At 67.6% G+C, this 17,312-nt stretch carries 21 protein-coding genes and 1 pseudogene; 8 read left to right on the forward strand and 14 right to left on the reverse strand.

Annotated features, from left to right (window positions below):
* Positions 1–522: 522 nt before the first annotated feature.
* The gene (locus AB0M73_RS16425) at positions 523–1,053 is read right to left on the reverse strand and encodes a hypothetical protein (RefSeq protein WP_363891439.1); all 531 of its coding nucleotides are present in this window, start codon (positions 1,051–1,053) and stop codon (positions 523–525) included.
* A gap of 75 nt (positions 1,054–1,128) precedes the next feature.
* Here AB0M73_RS16425 and AB0M73_RS16430 point away from each other — a divergent pair, with 75 nt between their 5' ends.
* Entirely contained in the window at positions 1,129–1,740 is a 612-nt protein-coding gene (locus AB0M73_RS16430; RefSeq protein ID WP_363891440.1) for a helix-turn-helix transcriptional regulator, read from the forward strand.
* A gap of 9 nt (positions 1,741–1,749) precedes the next feature.
* Here the strand turns inward: AB0M73_RS16430 and AB0M73_RS16435 are convergent, their stop codons facing one another.
* From AB0M73_RS16435 to AB0M73_RS16450, 4 genes are all read right to left on the reverse strand, one after another.
* Positions 1,750–2,094: a hypothetical protein gene (locus AB0M73_RS16435; RefSeq protein WP_363891441.1), complete on the reverse strand. Its 345-nt coding sequence runs from the start codon at positions 2,092–2,094 to the stop codon at positions 1,750–1,752.
* Positions 2,095–2,404: 310 nt separating this feature from the next.
* Entirely contained in the window at positions 2,405–2,779 is a 375-nt protein-coding gene (locus AB0M73_RS16440) for an integrase core domain-containing protein (protein WP_363891624.1), read from the reverse strand.
* A gap of 305 nt (positions 2,780–3,084) precedes the next feature.
* A complete protein-coding gene (locus AB0M73_RS16445; protein ID WP_363891442.1) occupies positions 3,085–4,719 on the reverse strand; it encodes a UvrD-helicase domain-containing protein in 1,635 nt (544 codons plus the stop codon).
* A complete protein-coding gene (locus AB0M73_RS16450) occupies positions 4,698–6,698 on the reverse strand; it encodes an AAA family ATPase (protein WP_363891443.1) in 2,001 nt (666 codons plus the stop codon). Before AB0M73_RS16450 ends, AB0M73_RS16445 begins: the two co-directional genes overlap by 22 nt.
* A 779-nt stretch (positions 6,699–7,477) precedes the next feature.
* Between AB0M73_RS16450 and AB0M73_RS16455 the strand changes: the two genes are divergently transcribed.
* Positions 7,478–7,753, forward strand: a complete 276-nt coding sequence (locus tag AB0M73_RS16455; RefSeq protein ID WP_363891444.1) for a hypothetical protein — start codon at positions 7,478–7,480, stop codon at positions 7,751–7,753.
* On the opposite strand, the gene AB0M73_RS16460 is transcribed toward AB0M73_RS16455, so the two are convergent.
* The 5 genes and pseudogenes from AB0M73_RS16460 to AB0M73_RS16480 all read right to left on the reverse strand — a co-directional run.
* On the reverse strand, positions 7,728–8,009 hold the full coding sequence (locus AB0M73_RS16460) for an integrase core domain-containing protein (protein WP_363891625.1): 282 nt from the start codon (positions 8,007–8,009) through the stop codon (positions 7,728–7,730). The two genes, AB0M73_RS16455 and AB0M73_RS16460, sit on opposite strands and share 26 nt — an antisense overlap.
* 216 nt (positions 8,010–8,225) lie before the next feature.
* A complete protein-coding gene (locus tag AB0M73_RS16465) occupies positions 8,226–9,287 on the reverse strand; it encodes a 4-oxalomesaconate tautomerase (protein ID WP_363891445.1) in 1,062 nt (353 codons plus the stop codon).
* Entirely contained in the window at positions 9,287–10,000 is a 714-nt protein-coding gene (locus AB0M73_RS16470; protein WP_363891626.1) for a 4-carboxy-4-hydroxy-2-oxoadipate aldolase/oxaloacetate decarboxylase, read from the reverse strand. Before AB0M73_RS16470 ends, AB0M73_RS16465 begins: the two co-directional genes overlap by 1 nt.
* Positions 10,001–10,005: 5 nt before the next feature.
* Entirely contained in the window at positions 10,006–10,446 is a 441-nt protein-coding gene (locus AB0M73_RS16475) for an FCD domain-containing protein (protein ID WP_363891627.1), read from the reverse strand.
* 15 nt (positions 10,447–10,461) lie between these two features.
* Positions 10,462–10,617: pseudogene (locus tag AB0M73_RS16480) on the reverse strand (GntR family transcriptional regulator); the annotation flags it as partial.
* 186 nt (positions 10,618–10,803) lie between these two features.
* Here AB0M73_RS16480 and AB0M73_RS16485 point away from each other — a divergent pair.
* The 6 genes from AB0M73_RS16485 (at position 10,804) to AB0M73_RS16510 (ending at position 13,954) form a co-directional block, all read left to right on the forward strand.
* Positions 10,804–11,127, forward strand: a complete 324-nt coding sequence (locus tag AB0M73_RS16485) for a hypothetical protein (RefSeq protein ID WP_363891446.1) — start codon at positions 10,804–10,806, stop codon at positions 11,125–11,127.
* Positions 11,124–11,456, forward strand: a complete 333-nt coding sequence (locus AB0M73_RS16490) for an amidohydrolase family protein (RefSeq protein WP_363891447.1) — start codon at positions 11,124–11,126, stop codon at positions 11,454–11,456. Before AB0M73_RS16485 ends, AB0M73_RS16490 begins: the two co-directional genes overlap by 4 nt.
* Positions 11,457–11,550: 94 nt before the next feature.
* A complete protein-coding gene (locus AB0M73_RS16495) occupies positions 11,551–11,859 on the forward strand; it encodes an amidohydrolase family protein (protein ID WP_363891448.1) in 309 nt (102 codons plus the stop codon).
* A gap of 43 nt (positions 11,860–11,902) precedes the next feature.
* Positions 11,903–12,355: a VOC family protein gene (locus AB0M73_RS16500; protein WP_363891449.1), complete on the forward strand. Its 453-nt coding sequence runs from the start codon at positions 11,903–11,905 to the stop codon at positions 12,353–12,355.
* A gap of 101 nt (positions 12,356–12,456) precedes the next feature.
* Positions 12,457–13,287, forward strand: coding sequence for an MBL fold metallo-hydrolase (locus AB0M73_RS16505; protein ID WP_363891450.1), 831 nt, complete (start codon positions 12,457–12,459; stop codon positions 13,285–13,287).
* A 148-nt stretch (positions 13,288–13,435) separates the two neighbouring features.
* Positions 13,436–13,954 carry a sigma-70 family RNA polymerase sigma factor gene (locus tag AB0M73_RS16510; protein ID WP_363891451.1) on the forward strand — a complete coding sequence of 173 codons (519 nt, stop codon included), beginning with the start codon at positions 13,436–13,438 and terminating at the stop codon, positions 13,952–13,954.
* 54 nt (positions 13,955–14,008) lie between these two features.
* Here AB0M73_RS16510 and AB0M73_RS16515 read toward each other — a convergent pair whose 3' ends face one another.
* Genes AB0M73_RS16515 through AB0M73_RS16530 form a run of 4 tightly spaced genes read right to left on the reverse strand, consistent with a single transcriptional unit; the run spans position 14,009 to position 17,306 of the window.
* Positions 14,009–14,734, reverse strand: a complete 726-nt coding sequence (locus AB0M73_RS16515) for an alpha/beta fold hydrolase (protein ID WP_363891452.1) — start codon at positions 14,732–14,734, stop codon at positions 14,009–14,011.
* 11 nt (positions 14,735–14,745) lie between these two features.
* Positions 14,746–15,306, reverse strand: coding sequence for a carboxymuconolactone decarboxylase family protein (locus tag AB0M73_RS16520; protein WP_363891453.1), 561 nt, complete (start codon positions 15,304–15,306; stop codon positions 14,746–14,748).
* Positions 15,297–15,839: a hypothetical protein gene (locus tag AB0M73_RS16525; RefSeq protein ID WP_363891454.1), complete on the reverse strand. Its 543-nt coding sequence runs from the start codon at positions 15,837–15,839 to the stop codon at positions 15,297–15,299. Before AB0M73_RS16525 ends, AB0M73_RS16520 begins: the two co-directional genes overlap by 10 nt.
* 18 nt (positions 15,840–15,857) lie before the next feature.
* Positions 15,858–17,306, reverse strand: coding sequence for an aldehyde dehydrogenase family protein (locus AB0M73_RS16530; protein WP_363891455.1), 1,449 nt, complete (start codon positions 17,304–17,306; stop codon positions 15,858–15,860).
* Between the last annotated feature and the right edge of the window lie 6 nt (positions 17,307–17,312).

Raw genomic sequence — 17,312 nt, forward strand, 5'->3', positions numbered from 1 at the left:
CCGCCGTCGACCGGGTCGCGCTTCTCTTCTGTACCCGGCCGGCATTCGATCGGGTACCGTTACCTGTCGGCGCCGCTCCGTGGCGGCGGCTTCTCCTGACGGCGGGAGCACTGGCCGTCAACCTCGAGCTCCCGTCGTCAGCCGAGCCGGCCGGCCAGCAGCGCCAGCAGCAGCCTGATGATGTGCGTCTCCACGGGTTTCACCTCCTCCCGCGATCCGGTCGAGCCCCCAGGTCGGTCGTCGGTTGCCGCGACGGTTCACCACCATTTGTGTCATTGTGCGATTAACCGTGCTGACAACAGGTTAGGACCGCCCGGCAGTAGAGTCAATATGACAATAAAGGGCAGGACGCGCCTCGGCCCGACCACGGGCGCGATCGACTCACGGCCGCGAGCGGACCAGGCGCGCCCGAGATGACAGGAAGGTAATTAGTCCATTGTGGACTATGAGTCGCCATCCGGGGACCGGGTCGGTCACGGTCCACCGGGTGGCGATCAGACGCCGAGAGACGGCGCGACGCGGTCAGACGCGGTCGTGGTCCAGCGTCCAGCCGTAGGCCGGCCTCCCGTTGACCCCGGGAATCGTGGAAGTGGTGCCCCACCGGAAACACAGCGGTTCGCCGGCGCTGAACACCACCGGGTACAGCGGCGCCTCGGCGCCGTCGAACTTGAGGAACATGAACATCACGCCGCCGGCACGGGCCGAGGGAATGTCGATCGCGCGCGCGGGCGGCCAGCGGTTCGGTCCCCAGGCGATCACGAAACGCGTCCTGGCCCCGTCCGGCGAACGGGTTCCCACCTGAAGGAAGACCTCGCCGACGTAGTCGTGCGGAAAGAGATGCTCGTCGCGGACGGCGACACGGCCGCAGTCCAGTGAGGTGAACTCGGTGGTGCGCGGCTGCGACCCCGGCACGGTGGCCAGCGCGCCGGCCGTGACGGCTCCGACGAGGACAGCGGCCCGCTTGGACGGTCGGGCCCGCTGTCGCGGTGGTGCGGTCGCCGGCGGCGGGGTTCGCTGCCGGGCTGGACGATCCAGCAAGAGCGGAACGGCCATGGTTCCTCCGTACGTGGGGGCTAGAGGATGCGTACCGGACCAGATGTCATGGGATGCTAGGGGAATCCGGAAATCGTGGGGAGATGGATTTCGGTGGTCAAGGTCGCCCCCGCACTGCGCCACACCGCCCAACGGCTCGGCGGCATGATCAAACAGGCCCGCGGCCGGCTGCCGCTCGTGGAACTGGCCCGGCTCAGCGGTTTCAGCACCTCGACGCTGAGCCGTTGGGAGCAGGGGACGGACGAGACCCCCACGCCCGAGCAGGCCCGAAAACTGGACGAGGTACTGGGCCTGGACGGCCACCTGCACCGCGCGTCCGCCCAGGCCGTCAGCCGTTCCGCGTTCGGGACCCCACGCCGGATGGGCTACGTGGTGTTCCCCGAGGGCCATCTCGGCGACGTGTACGTGCTGCTCCAGGCCCCACCGGGGAAGCGGTACAAGTCCCTGCTCCTGTTCGTCGAGTACAACGACACGCTCATCTACCAGACGCGGGTCGACGATGTCGACGAGATCGGTCAGGCCCTGTTCGCCGCCAAGCGCAGCCGGATCAGGACGATCATCCTCGTCCGAACGACGGAGCCGGTGCTGCTGACCTACGCCGTGGGCTACCCCGACCTGCCCGACGACCGGGTGCGCCTGGTGCGGCACAGCGACTTCCAGGTCCAGCATCCACTCGCCAACGACTGACCGCTCAGGTCACCAGGTGCCCACGCGGACCCGGCCGTCCGTGTACAGCTCGCCCCAGACCCCGCGCACGTGGGGATTGTCCCGCAGCGCCGCGTTGATTGCCGCCGAGGTCGGCGGGCAGACGAACCAGCCGACCTCGGGGAACGCGATCTTGCACGCCGTGCCGACGGCGACGATCTCGGCCGTGCTGATCTTGATCCACGAGTGGTCCCGTCGAACCCGACCTGGACCCCGCGTCCATCGCCGCCGCCAGCTTCTCGGCCTCCGCTCGCTGAACGGCGTCGAAGCGCGCGTTCGCGACCAGCACCTGGGCGCCGCACCGATCAGCACGCCGACGAAAAGCGCCAGCCGCACACCGGCCATCCGCGCCGGGACTTGTTCTGCTCATTCATTTTGACACTCCTAGGTTTCCGGTGGCTCCGCCTATGTTGACGGCCACCAGCCTGAGCCGCGCCGGCCGAGGGGAAAAGCGCGTCTTCGCCGCCGTGGGACGTTCGTGGGACGCGCCTGGTCAGCACGGCCGATCGGCATTCCCCCTGACCGTGGCCGACGGCATCGGGTTGGCGTTCGACCGCCAGCTGCGGCTTCGTGGTCATCGTCCGTCGATCCGGCTTGAGCCGAGAGGCACCTGAGCCGCGTAAGAACCTCCAGCACAGTGAGCCGATCAGCGCGCCGTTCTTCGGCATGGACGTCGCCATGATGTGGCTGTGGGGTTCCAAAAGCAGGTTACTACTGCTGACCAGGGGTTTTTCGCGGCCCGTTCGTACTCGTTGATTAGACCTCCGAGGTGCCGCTGTCGTTTGATCCGCTGGGAGCCGAGGTTGGGCACCACGCAGGTCGGCCTGGGAGGGCGGAGCTCGCGGGACCGGTGCGGCCGTCGACCGTTGTAATGCCGGACGTACTCGGCCAACGCAACGCCCAGATGCCGCCGGTTCAAGACCAGCATGCGATTGGTGAGCTCCGATCTGACCGTGCCCACGAACCGTTCGGCATAGCAGTTCGCCTGCGGACGACACTGAGGATCGCCCGGTCCGGCCAGGTGGGACGTGGTCTGCCGACCTGGCGCCGCAGCACAGCGACCTCATGCCGCAGCACCAGCACCTCAGCGATCAACACGGTCCTGTTGCCGGCGAGCAACATCAGCCATCCGAGCACCCGAACCGTGAGCAAGCACAAGAGACAGAACGCCACGGAGTGATCGTGCCGAGGTGCCGTCGGTGACGAAACGCCAGGTCGCAGCTTCAGCGTCGAGTTATGGCACGGTACAGGCGAACGCCCTCCTCGCCAAGGCGGATCGCAAGTTCGCCGCGGCGATCAGCAACAAGCCCGCCTGAATCTCCTCGGTCACAGCATGTTCTCCGCGCCGAACCAGTCACGGGCCGTGTCGAGCGCGGCCTCCGGCGGGTCGGACAGGAACACCACAGCCAGGCCGGACTGCGGCCGCGAGCAGCAGACGTAGAACAGATTGCGCGAGCGTTCGTACCGATCAGCCGACCGGTTGTCATGGCCGGCCAACAGGTTACCCATGTTGTACTGCGTCCATGAGGAGTCCTCGATGGCCACGATGACGTTGGGAAACTCAGCGCCCTTGACCCCGTGCTGGGTGGAGAACGGAGTTCGTTCGTCCCGGAACGCGGCGAAGGCGGCGAATTCCTGGTAGCTCACCTCGCGCACCGCCGCCAGGAATTCCCGGTCACGGACGCCCCGATCGTCCTCGGCCGCAACAGCTCTCTCCTCCATCCGCCGCATCGAGTCCGATTCGCCCACCAGGTTGGCCGCGAAGGCATAGTCGAGCACCTCGCCGATCGTGCCGCGCTCGCACAGCGACACCAACCGGTCGAGCTTCGCCGACAACCGGATCTTGTCCGAGTGCCGGACCACTCGGACAAGGCTCCGGGCCAGGAGGGCCAGCAAGGCGCCGTTGTCACGGGCCACGAACGCGCTGCCGAGTTGCTCGACCCGCGCGAGCGTCTGGGCGACCGGATCGTTGCCCTCCATGAGGCGGTCGCGCCCGAACGATCCAGCCTTCGCGAACGCCTTCAGCAGCGCCGGATAGTGCTGTGCCTCGGCGAGCCATCGGTGCGTCAGGAAGAGGATCTTGGTGTTCGCCTCGTCCCAGCCCTTCGCCGCCAGCATCTGCCGGGCCCGGTCCAGTCGGCCGTTGCCGGCAGGCTCGCCCTCCCCGCTGAAGAAGTACACCTCCCCCTCGACGTTCGAGCCGGCAGCCTCCTGCGGCAGCCCGGGCCGCATCTTGTTGAGCACCTCGATCACCCGCCGCGAGCAGCGGTAGTTCTCGTGCTTGGGGATCACCCGGAGTCCGGCGTGCTCGACCCGGCCGATGCCGCGTGGATAGATCTTCTGCATCGAGTCGCCGAAGAACCCGACCACCGCGCCCGTGCTGCCCCGACCCATGAAGTGGTCCAGCACCAGCCGGACTGTGCCCTTCGTGGTGTCCTGGTACTCGTCGATGAACAGGAACGGGAACTTGTCGGCCGACAGCCGCGCGAGTTTCGGCCGGCTTATGAACATCGCCTCGGCCAGCTCCAACACGTCGTCGTGGAAGATCCGGCCGGCGGCCAGGTACCGCCCCCGGTCGGAGTACGTGATCGGTACCTTCTCCAGGAACCCCGCCAGGTTCTCGACGGGATTCTCCGCCTTCTCGTTGCGGGCGACGAGCTGATGCTTCAGCTCGGCCTGGTGCGGCTCGATCACGTCCCAGAGGAACTCATGGATCGTGCCGACGAACACCAGAGGATCGTCGGCGATGCGCTCCCGGATCTCGTTCTTGGCGACGTTGGTGTAGGTAATGCACACCACCCGCTTGCCGCCGCGCTCCAGTTCGTCCCGCGTCCGACTCAGGATGTGCTTCAAGCCGTGCACCAGGGCGAATGTCTTGCCCGAGCCGGCGCCCGCCTCGACCAGGAAGCTGGCCCGCTCGTCGATCGCCGTGGTGACCTCTAGGAGTGCGTCGCGAGCCACTTGAGCCCCTCCTCGATGTACCGCGGTGTTTCCCAGCCCACCATCCGCAACAGGTCGAAGGCGAAGTCGGTCTTCTTGTCGATGCCATCGGCGATCTCGTACGACTTGGACACGATCTGCTCCGCTGTGTACAGCGAGCCGTTGGGGCCGACGAACAGCTTTCTGACGCTCAGGGCATCCGCGTGGCTGCGCAGCACGGCCGCGTTCCGGAGGATGAACGCCTCTTCGAAGCTACGGCCGGACCGGCCACCGGCCTCCGGCACCTGGTAGGCGACCCGAATGAGGCCTTTCTCGGTCTTCGCGGTGTCCGACAGCCCGCGCAGGGTCGCGATCGGCTTCACCCCCGGCAGCCAGTTCGCCAGCGTCGTGTTGCTGGTGACGGCGTCCTTGGTGTCGGGTCGGCATTTCGTACGGTTAAGGGCCGGGTCGACGGAGTCGAGGTCGGTGACGATCAGCGTCGGCACCCGGATGAAGGCGAGCAGCTCCTTGAAGTTCAAGGCGTATGCACCGCCGACCTCGACGACCGAGACGTACTCGTGTTCCAGCCCAGAAGCGCATTGTTTGATCATCGCGGGCAGCATCAACCGCTCGACCGTGCCCTCGATGAGCACCACCTTGTCGGCAAAGAACATGTCACAGCGGTGCAGCTCCAGGTGCTGCGTCAGGAAGTCCATCGTGGCGTCCACGTCGGCCTTGACCGTGGACCGGAACGTCGCCAGGTCCCGCACGTCCACGCTGTCGGCGGTCTTGTCGAAGTAGCGGATGCTGTCGAATCGGCCGCTAGCCACGATGTGCGACGAGTGCGTCGTGATGACCACCTGCACTGGCCAGTCAGTCTTGCCCTTGATGAACTGCTGAATGTTCTTGATGAAGACCTCCTGCATCTGCGGGTGCAGGTGGGCCTCGGGCTCCTCGATGAACAGCACTTGGAACGCCGGGCGCGGCGTGGCCTTCACGAAGTTCTGGTGGAAGGTGACGAACTGGAGAATGGTGTGGATGAGCTTGGTGTAGCCGAGCCCGTTGTGCGCCTCGGGCAGCAGTTGCCCGTCGGTCTCGGACTCGTAGTAGAGCCGGGTGTTGCCCTTGAGCACGTGCGACGTCTCCAGCGAAGCGATGATCTTCAGGTGTTGCAGCTGGGTCGCCGTGTCGTAGCCGAAGTCCTTGAGATCCGCGAAGATCGGCTTGAACAGCGTCTCGTAGTCGACGTCCAGCTTCGCGGCGACGCCGGCCAGGTCCTCGTCGATCTCCCGGACCGTCGGGTCGCCGTCGCCGTTGAGGTCGTAGAACCGGGCGAACGCCTTCGACAGGGTCTTGGTCTGGTCGGTCGTCGTATCGTCCAGCCGGTGCTGCGCGTAGATGAAGTCGGTGGCGAAGATCCGCTCGACCTTCGACCGGTCTATCGGGTTCCGGTTACTGTCCTGCTGGGCGTCCACCGCGTAGAAACGCACCGCGAACACTCGCCGAAACTCCTCCCGCTTGCGCAGCCGTTTCTCGATCACCGCCGCGTCCTCGTCCGCCGTCGCGAACGTTGCGAGGAAATCCGCCGGGCTGGCCACCTCCACCTGGGCCACCACCGTGGCGTCGTGCCGCGTCTCGTCGAGGTCGAGAATGACCTCGGACAGCGCCGTGAGGTCGTCGCTGTCCTCGTACTCGATGCCGATCGTCAGGCTGATCACCGGCAGCGTCGCGAACGCCTCCTGGTACAGGCGCTCCGCCACCTCGATATCGCCGGCCAGCTGGCTGGCCTCGGCGTGGCGGTAACGCTCGATCGCCTGCGCGATGCACTTGATCTTCGCAGTGGAGATGTCCTCCAGCGTGAACGCGCATCCGTCCTGGTCGAAGAACTTGCAGAAGAGGTCCACGAGCGAAGTCTTGCCGCTATTGTTCCGCCCGACCACCAGCGTGGCGATGGCGTCGATGTCGACCCGGACGTCCTGCAGGGCACGAAAGTTCCTCGCCTGGGCATAGGTCAGTCGCACGATGTGCTCCTCGAACTGCGAGCGAATGGGCCGCGCCGCGACAGGCCTCGGCCGCGGAGTTGACCCGCTTTTATACGGGCAAAAGGTCGGCAGGCCTGCGCATCAGCCTGTTGTCTCGCTGATCGACAAGCCCTCCCCCACCGTTACACTCCGTCGCCCGATCGATATCGCACCCCAGCACTCTCACCCTTTCGAGTGAATGACCATCGACTACGAGCGAAACAGCCCCTCCATGATTCTCAAAGAGCCTTCCGTATCATTCGGAGGAGGTTGCCATTCGCGGTCACGGCAGTAGTCCTCGCCGCCGACGTACAGCGCGCGCCCACTGCCAGGGATGCCGTCGCCGCGGCGACGGCCCTCCGCGCAACCACGACCAGGTCACCGCGATACCGAATGCTGAACAAGGCAGTCGAACCCTGGAAGCGTTACCAGAACGCCGCCTCGACGACCCGCCATGAGAGCAAGCTCCGCAGACTTGGTGTCCACATACCGAGACCACCATCCCATTCCCGATCGACACTCATGATCAACCCGACAAATCGAGGACTCCTTTACTTTGGCAAGTAGACTGTGACGTGAGCTTGGAGAACGGGCATGAGCACGCCGTTGACCCACGATTCAACTGGGGGTCAAGGGGTCGCAGGTTCAAATCCTGTCGTCCCGACGGCCAAGAGGGTCTTCGCAGCTCACAGGCTGTGAAGACCCTCTTTTTGTGATCTTGTTCCGTTCGTCGAGCTCCAGCACGCCGCTCTTGGACCCCTTGACTCGACGAGGTTCACATGCCGCTCCTGGACCTGAACAAGATCACCAACGACCTTCCCACGATGTGGGACAGCTACCTCCGCAGCTGGGACCGGACCCTCCGCTCGGCCAACCGCCCGGAGACCACCCGCTACAACTACTTGCTCGCCGCAAGGCAGCTAGCGCTGTACCTCGCGGAATACTCTCCCGACCCGGATGCCGACGACGCGGCGGAAGACCCGACCGTGTGGGGTTCCAGAAGTCTGTCACCGGTGCTGACCAGCGGTTCTACGCGGCCCGTTCGTACTCGTTGAGCAGGCCTCCGAGGAGTCGCTGTCGCTGGACCCGCTGGAAACTGAGGTTCGCCGCGGGGTGGGTCGGCCGGGATGGGCGGAGCTCGCGGGACCGGTGCGGCCGTTGACCGTTGCAGTGCTGGATGTACTCGGCGAGCACGGCGTCTAGGTGCCGCTGGCTCAGGATCAGCATGCGGTCAGTGAGTTCGGATCTGGCGGTGAATACGAACCGTTCGGCGTAGCAGTTCGCCCGGGGGCAACGTGGCGGGATCTTCATCGTCGTGATGCCCACGTCACCCAGGACAGCATCGAACGAGGTTTCGCTCCACCACGTTCAGTGTGAAGACCCGGGATCCAGCCGCACATCCGTTGCGCCACAGGGTATTCCGACCACAGCATCGAAGCGACTCGCGACGTCGAGCGTGACCCTGAAGCGGCGGCTGGTTCACCGTGGACCAACCCTGCACTTGCTTCAACAGCTTCGTCAAGCGCCTCAGCGGGGAAAAGCGGTACCGTCGAAGAGCTTCCGTGCGGTGCGCACGACGCCGCTGCGCCGAACACGCGGTCGGTCCGACGACGCATCAAGGTCCACCTCGACGTGGAGATGGCCGGCGGGGTGCTCGATATCTATCTGATTCTGGTCGCCGTCGAGGCCGGCGACGTCGTGGCCGACCGCGCCGTCGAGCAGGACGGCGGTCGCCACGCTGACTGCACCGAGCACACCGACCGAGTCGTGCGGCAGCAGCGGCATGAACGTCCTGGTGCTGATGGTGCCGCCGTCGACGGGAGGCGCGACCAGGGTCGTCTTGGGCATGAGAGTGTCAGTGACGTCACCGAATCCCATCAGTGCGCCGGCCTGTACGCGAAGAGACTGGATGCGTGCGAGCAGGGCGCCGTCGGCCTGCAGTTCGGCTACGGACTCGTGGCCAGTGACTCCGAGATCACCTGCGTTGGCAACGACGACCAGCATCCCGTTGTCCACACAGGTGACGCGGACGCCGTCGATGACGTCCACAAGGTTGCCGGTCGGCAGCAGTCCGTGACCGGCCGAGCCCTCGGTGTCGGCGAGGTCGAGCACGACCGGCGCGGCGGAGCCGGGAACGCCGGAAATCGCCGTGCCTCCCGAGTAGTCGACGACGCCGCCGGGTGTGGGAAACCGTGCGACCGCGTGGCTGTTGGTGTTGACCAGCCTGATCCGCACCGTGGTCTGTTCGACGCCGGCCGCCACCAAGCCGCGTTCGACCGCGAAGGGGCCGACGCCAGCGAGCAGATTGCCGCAGTTCTGCTGGTCTGAGACGGTTGCTTCGCCCACACCGATCTGAAGGAAAAGGTAGTCGACATCGACTCCGGGCGCTGCGCTCGGCGACACGACTGCGACCTTGCTGGTGAGCGGATGCGCCCCGCCGATGCCGTCGATCTGACGTGGATCGGGGCTGCCCATGACGCTCAGCAGCAGCTCGTCACGTTGCGACGGGACGGCTGGGATGTCCTCGGCGAGGAAGTAGGCGCCTTTGGAGGTGCCGCCGCGCATGAGCATGCACCGAATACCGGTCATTATGAGTTTCCCTCGGCGACGGCGGCGTATTCGGCCGCGGTCAGATAGCGCACGCCGAGCGCGGCCAGTTTCTCTCGCAGCCCGTAGCGTTCCAGTCCGAGTTCGCCGGCCTGGAAGGCGGCGCGGGACGCTTCCTCCTTGGCGGCTCGGGCCTGCGAGAGCCGGATGGCCGACGCCAGGTCAGCGGCGGACACGCGCATTACACCGTCGTCGTCGGCGAGAACGATGTCGCCGGCGTTTATCGTCTGCCCGCCGATCACGACCGGCACGTTCACCGCTCCCGCTGTCGCCTTGACCGTGCCCTGCGCGCTCACCGCGGCGGACCATACAGGGAAGCCGATCGCGCGCAGGTCCGCGACATCGCGCACGCCGGCGTCGATGACCAGTCCCCGCACGCCCCGGGTGAGCAGCGAGGTCGCGAACAATTCACCGAACATGCCGTCCGTGCTCGGCGAGGTCGACGTCACCACCAGCACGTCGCCGGGACGGCACTGCTCCACGGCCGCGTGGATCATCAGGTTGTCGCCGGGCCAGCACAGTGCGGTGACCGCGGCGCCACCGACGCGCGCGCCGTCCTGGATCGGACGGAGTCGGGGCCCGAGATAGCCGATGCGCCCCAACGCTTCGTGCACCGTGGCGACACCGTACGCCGCGAGCCGGTCCACGTCCCCGATCACCGGACGGGGCACATCGGTCACGACCACTGGATTCAGCACGGCTACCTCCGTCCGTTCTCGTTTTCCCGCAACGCGGCGATCACGCCGCGCAGATGTGACCTGTTCGCGGCTTCGGCCCCGTCCGCGTCGCGTCGGGCTATCGCGTCGATCACCGCCAGGTGTTCGGGCAGCGACACCTGGGACCGGCCTGGCCGTATCGCCAGCTGAAACTGGTGCCGTACCACCTGGCCGTGCAGACGGCGCAACAGTTCGGCGGCGACCGGTTGGCCGGCGATCTCCTGGATCATCACGTCCAGTTCCCGGTTGAGCGCCGAGTACTTCGTCGGCTCGCCCGCCTCGACAGCGGCGCGCATCGCGTGGCCCAGTTCGACGAGCGCATCGATCTGCTCATCGGTGGCACGCTGCGCGGCCTTGGCCGCACACAGCCCTTCCAGCGCCATTCGGCACTCGGTGACCGCCACCGCCTCTTCGACCGACATCATTCGCACCCGAGCACCGCGGTTCGGCACATGCTGCACCAAACCTTCGGCCGCCAGGTCGATCAATGCCGCGCGCATGGCCGCCCTGGTCACCCCGAATACGCCGGCCAACTCCAGTTCGACCAGCCGCTGACCCGGTGAGACATCTCCGTTCATGATCAATGAGCAGAGCGCGTCCGCGGCGGCGCGCCGTCCGGCTGCACCTTCCGTGGCACCTCGGACATGACGTGCTCCCTTCGGACGGCTCGACCGTACGAGGCGTCAACAATATTGTCAACAATAGTTGTGACACTTTTGTTGACCGCCTACCCTGGCCTGACCAGGAGCCGATCTCGGTGGCGCCGGCGGGTGCCCCTTGCTATGGAATCGGCGCTGGCCGCACGTGACCAGGGCGTGACGGACGACGTCCTGGCGTCGCTGCCCGACCAGCTGCCCGCCGACGACTGTCCCGAGCTGGCCGGCTACCTGATCACCCGCTCCATCCAGCACCGCGCCCGGCGCGGAGGAGATGCGCGAGGCAGCGGACACAGTCGCAGGCGGCGGCGTTCGACCGAGCATGTCGCTGGCGACCGCGCGGCGTCAGCACTGGGCCGCCGGACGTTGCACCGCGCTGACAGAAGAGGTCTGGCAGCGGTGCTCGACCGCATCGGGCGCAGTCCGAGCAGGGAAGGAACGAATCAGTGATCATCGACTGTCACGGCCACTACACCACGGCGCCGGTCGCACACACCGATTGGCGGGCAAGGCAGATCGCCGCCTACGAGGCGGGCACAGCCGCGCCACGGTACCCCGTGGTCAGCGATGACGAAATCCGAGAGTCGTTGCTGGGCAAGCAGTTGCGCTTGATGGACTACCGTGGCATCGACATGACGCTGTTCTCGCCGCGGGCGTCAGCCATGGCCCACCACATCGGCGACGAGCGGGTCAGCGCGGAGTGGGCGCGTGTCAGCAACGATCTCGTCCATCGTGTGACGATGCTGTTTCCCGACCGGTTCGCGGCCGTGTGCCAGTGATCCCGCACGGCGGCGGGGCGGTGCCCTATCACTGGGGTCGCCACCGGGGGCTGGCCGACATGCTCTCGGCAAACCGGAGCCGGACCAGCACGTGATGGCGAACGTCTTCTTCGACACCTGTGTCTACCACCAGCCCGGCGTCGACCTGCTGTTCGAGGTGATCGACCCGACGAACATCCTGTTCGGCTCGGAGATGATCGGTGCGGTGCGGGGCGTCGACCACCGCACCGGCCATCACTTCGACGACACCCGGCGGCACGTGGACGCGACCGGCCTTTCCGATGTCGATCTCGCTCGCGTGCACGAGGGAAACGTGCGGCGCGTCTACCCGCGTCTGGGCGCCGCGCTCGCGGCCGCCGTGTGCGCACCCCAGGTGGTCCGGCGGCCGCCGCGGGGGGAATAACGACTGCGTCGTCGCTGTCCGGTGTGCGTCACAAGGAGGAAAGATGCACATCCGCGAGCTCGGCCATGTCGTGCTTTTTGTCAAGAACCTGGAGCGCTCCGGACGCTTCTACCGAGATGTGCTCGGCTTCCGCGCGCTGGAGACACCGCTCCGGATGCGCGGTACGGTGCTGGCCTTTTCGACCGGACGGACACACCACGAACTGCTGCTCATCGAGGTCGGCGAGGACGCCCGACACCCGGGGACGGGCCACCGTGCCGGGCTCTACCACATCGGTCTGAAGGTCGGCGACAGCGATGAGGAGCTCGCGGCCGTGGTGCGGGACCTGGAGCGTGCGGGCGTGACCGTGTCCGGCGCGGCGGACCACACCGTCACCCACAGCCTGTACCTCGCCGACCCGGACGGGAACGAGATCGAGCTCTACATAGATGTGCCTGGCGCTGACTGGGACGACGTGGAGCAGGTGCTGGCCACCACCCGGCCACTGTGGCTGTAGTGCCGGAATAGGTGGGCGCGCGCCGCTGTCAGCGCGGCATGTCAACGCTCCAGACAACCAACGGCCGGTCCTGGCTGGCGCGGCTTCTCAGGAGGAAGACGATGCAGGGAAAAGTTGAGACGCTCGAACACCCCGACGTGAAGATCCACATCTATACGCCTCCGGACGAGGGATTCCTCGTCAACACGACGATCTTTGAGCTGGCCGACCGGCTCATCGTCGTGGACGGCCAGATCTTCCAGCGCTTTGCCCGCGAGGTCGGTGACCTGATCGAGGATCTGCGCAAACCGATCGACCGCTTCGTGCTGACCCACAACCACCCCGACCACTACTCCGGCTTCGAACACCTGACGCAGCGCTTCCCGGGTGTCCAGCTGGCCGCGCTGACCTCGGTGCGGGACTACCTGGTCCGGACCGGTCAGAAGGTGCTGGACGTACGGCGCGGGTTGTTCGGCGAGGAGATCGCCAAGCAGTTGGTCGTGCCGGACGCCGTGATCGTGCCGGGCGAGCTGGTGATCAGCGGCGTGCGTTTCCTGTTCCAGGAGTTCACCGACGCGGAGGCGGAGCACACGCTGACGATCACGCTGCCGGACCAGGGGGTCGCGCTGGTCTCCGACCTCGTCGGCGGGACCGGCGACCACCTGTTCACCGTGCAGCCGCACTTCGACGGCTGGATCGCGGTGCTGGAGAAGATCCGGCTCGACACCGCCAGGCACGGCCTGAAGACGCTCATCGTCGGGCACGGCGCCTCGGTCGGCCCCGACGCGCTGCCGGCCAACATCGAGTACCTGAAGGCGGCCAAGGCAGCCTACGTCTCCTCGGCCAAGGCCGACGAGTTCGTCGCCGCGGTGAGCGCCAGCATGCCGGGCCGCGCCCCCGAGGCCTGGCTGAACTTCTCCAGCCAGATGCTCTACGGCCACATCGCCCCGTGACCTGTACCGCTCGGTTGTGCCCGGCCGCCACCGCATCCACCGGTGGCGGCCGCCGGCCTGCGAGGGCGGGCCTGCCGCGAGGGAATAGGTCCCGCCGTCCCGGTGTCTGACAGGGTGAGCGAAAGGGGTGACAGCAGTGGTGAATCCGGTGCCAACCTCGGGCGGGTCTCCGCACGTGGAGGAGGCGATGGGCTACCGGCCCGTGCTGTTCTCCGCGGCGTGCCAGATGACGCGCAACCCGACCGACGCCGAGGACCTCGTCCAGGAGACGTACCTCAAGGCGCATAAGAACTGCGACAGCTTCCAGGGCAATCACCTGAAGGCGTGGCTGAACCGCATCCTGTCCAACACCTTCATCAACGCCTACCACTTCCGCCGGCGCCGGCCCGAGGTGCTGGGGCTGGAGGCGTTCGAGTCCGCTGTCGAGGCCGGGACGGGGCCGGATCCGGCCGACGTCGTGCTGGCCCGGCTCCCGGACGAGGAGCTGAAGGCGGCCCTGGCGTCGCTGTCGCCCCCATACCGGACGATCGTGCTGCTGGCCGACGTCGAGGGGTACTCGTACCGGGAGATCGCCGCCATCGCCCAGGTGCCGATCGGCACCGTGATGAGCAGGCTGAGCCGCGGCCGACAGGCGCTGCGAGACGCGCTGCCGGCCCGCCAGGGCTGAGTGTCGTCGACTCGGATGGGGTGTGACCACCGGTTGGTGGTCACACCCCATCGGTCATTCCCCTTGCCCCGACTCGGCACCGACCGTGGCGGCGATCTCCGCCAACGCCCCGGCCAGGAGTTCGGGCGCGGTGAGGAGAACCTCGTGGTCGCCGTCCAGTTCGCGGACCGCCCAGCCCAGTCCCGCGGCCCGCTCGGCGAAGCGCCGGAACGGCGTGGCCCACCCCGAGCAGAGCAGGTAGGCGCCCTTCACACTCAGCTCGCTCGCTCCGGACGGCGACGCCTCCAGATAGGACTTGAGGGGATGCGGTGTGAGCAACGGTGTCGCCGCCGCGATCACCTTGGCGTCCGTCACACCCAGGTTGGCAAGAGGACGCGGCGGAATGCGCCAGCCGTCGCCCTGCGCGGTGGCGGCGGCCCGGTAGTGGGCCGCCGCTGCGTCGGGCAACAGGTCGATGGCCGCCTCGCCGCGTTCGGGCAGGAACCCGTCGACAACGATCACGCGCCGGACCTGGCCCGCCATCCTGGCCGCGGCGTTGACCGCCACCATGCCGCCGTAGCTGTGCCCCACCAGCGTGACGTCGTCGGACTTCGTGCCGGCGACCACGTCCTGGATGTGGGTCTCCAGCCCCGTCCGCCGGTCCAGGCGACCGGCGCGATCCGCCAGGCCGGTCAACGTCGGCGCGACCGTGTCGTGGCCGGCGCGGCGCAGCTCGGCGCGCACGTCGTCCCAGCACCAGCCGCCGTGCCAGGCGCCGTGCACGAGCACAAAATGCGTCATCGCGGGCCTGCTCAGAAGTAGCCGGAGAACTCGGGCGTGTACAGGTCGTCCTCCAGGTGCAGGGCCTGGGCAACGGTGTTGGTCCAGCCGGCGTGGGAGGCCATCACCAGCCCCTCCACGATCTCGGCGTCCGACCAGCCGGCGTCGCGCAGCGCCGCGATGTCGGCCTCGGTGACGGAGGCCGGGTCAGCGGCCGCCGCCCGGACGACCCGCACGAGTTCGAGTTCGGCGTCCGACCAGCCGTCGGTGGCCTCGCCGCCACGCATGGCCCGCACCTGGTCCTGCTCGTAGCCGAACTCATTGACCAGGAACAGGGAATGCCCACCGGCGCAGTACTTGCACTCCCGCGCCTGGCTGGCCGCCACGACCAACGACTCCTTGAGCCGCCGGGACAACTGCCCGTTCTGCATCACCGGGTGGTACAGGCCGTCCATCGCCTCCTGCGCGGGCGGCGAGTACGCGAGCATCATCCGCAGCAGCGTCGGCCGGCCGTGCTCGCTGGTGAAGTGCTCAATGGCCTTGCGGTTGTCCTCGGCGAGCGTGCCCAGGTCCGGGTATTCGATCAGTGCCACTGACGGCCTCCTGCGGTCGGCCCGGCGTCCAGCCGGAGGGTGAGGCTCATGATGTCCAGGTAGGCCGAGAGCGACACGACGGTGAGCGCCTCGACCAGGTTCGCGTCCGACCAGCCGGCGTCGTGCAGCGCCTCGACATCGCCCTCCACCGCCTTGTAGGGCTCGATCGCCATTTTGCGGGCGAACGTGATCAGCGCGCCGACGGCGTCGTCGGCCGGCTCGGCCAGGATTGCGTCGAGCCGGTCGGCGTCGGCACCGTGCCGCACCGCTTCGGCGCGCAACGCCTCGGCGAGCCCGGGGTTGCCGCGCGCGGCGGAGCAGGCCGCGAACACAGCCTCGCGGACCCAACGATCCAGTTGGCCGCTGCCGACGATCAGGGCGTACTGGTTGTCCAGCGCCGCGAGGGCCGCCGGCTGGTGGGCAAAGATCCGGCGCACGTCGCCGAGGTGGCCGTGCGCGTCCGCGAAGGCGTCGAGCTGCGCGCGCGTCGCGTCGGCCAGGTCCGCGTCCGCGGGCGGGCAGATGTGGGGCATCACAGGTCCTTTCCGACGTCACATGTGGAATTCGCGGGGACGGTGCTGCACGGTGGTCCAGCGCAGCTCAGTGAACTCGTGCACTGAGGACGAGCCGCCGAATCGGCCGTAGCCTGAGTCGCCCACGCCACCGAACGGCGCGTGCGGCTCGTCGTTGACCGGCTGGTCGTTGATGTGCGCCATGCCGGTGTTCAGCTCCTCGGCCACTGCGAGGCCGTTGTCGTGGTCGGCCGTGAGAATGCCCGCGGACAGGCCGAACGGCGTGTCGTTGGCGATCTCGATCGCCTCGTCCACCGAGTCGACGAAGGTCACGGGCGCGACCGGGCCGAAGATCTCCTCGTGGTACACGGCCATCTCCCGGTTCACGTCGACGAGCACCGTCGGCCTGAACATCGGGCCGTCGTTCGTGCCGCCGGCCATCAGGGTCGCGCCGCGGTCCCGGGCATCGTCGATCAGCCTGCGGACCCGCGGCTGCGCGCCGGGATCGGCCAGCGGGCCGATCTGCGTGGCCGCGTCCCGGGGATCGCCCACCCGCAGCGCGTTGGCCCGGGCGACCAGAAGCTCCACAAAGGGTTCGCCGACGGACCGGTCGACGATGATCCGGTTGGCCGCCATGCACGCCTGGCCGTTGTTGGCGAAGGCGCCGAAGGCGGCGGCGTCGGCGGCGTAGTCCAGATCGGCGTCGGCCATGACGATCAACGGGTTCTTGCCGCCCAGTTCCAGCACCGACGGCTTGAGATGCCGGCCGGACAACTCGCCGATGACGCGTCCGACCCCGGTGGAGCCGGTGAAGTTCACGCGGCGGATGGCGCGGTGCGCGATCAGCGCCTCGACGACGGCGGGCGTGGCCGCCCGGTCGGCGCTGAGCACGTTCATCACGCCGGGAGGGAAACCGGCTTCGGTGAAGACGTCGCCGAGCGCCAGGTGGGTCGCTGGCGAGAGTTCGGACGCCTTGAGCACCACGGTGTTGCCGTAGGCGACCGGGAACGCCATGGCCCGCATCGCGAGCACCAGCGGCGCGTTCCACGGCGCCATCGACAGCACCACGCCCGCCGGCACGCGCAGACCCATCGACGTGGCGCCAGGCATGTCGGTGGGCAGCACCTCGCCCTTGACCTGGTACACCTGCCCGGCGGCCTCCTGGAGCATGCCGGTCGCCATCATGACGTTGAAACCAGTCCAGGCAGCCGTCGCGCCGATCTCGGCGGCCATGATCTCGGTGAATTCGGCGAGCCGCGATTCCATCACGTGGGCGGCCTTGAGCAGCAAGCTTCGCCGCTGCCGCGGCGGAGTGACCGACCACATGCGGAACGCCGCGGCGGCGGCATCAGCGGTGGTGACCGCGTCCTGGACGGTCGCCGAGGCGGCCACGGTCGCGACCTTGCCGGTGAAGGGGTCGGCGCGTTCGAAGGTCGCGCCGTCGGCGGCGGGCACCCGCCGGCCGTCGATCAACAGCAGTTCGTCCATTGTTCC

Origin of the sequence: Kutzneria sp. NPDC051319 (assembly GCF_040682195.1) — a bacterium.
Classification (GTDB): Bacteria; Actinomycetota; Actinomycetes; order Mycobacteriales; family Pseudonocardiaceae; genus Kutzneria.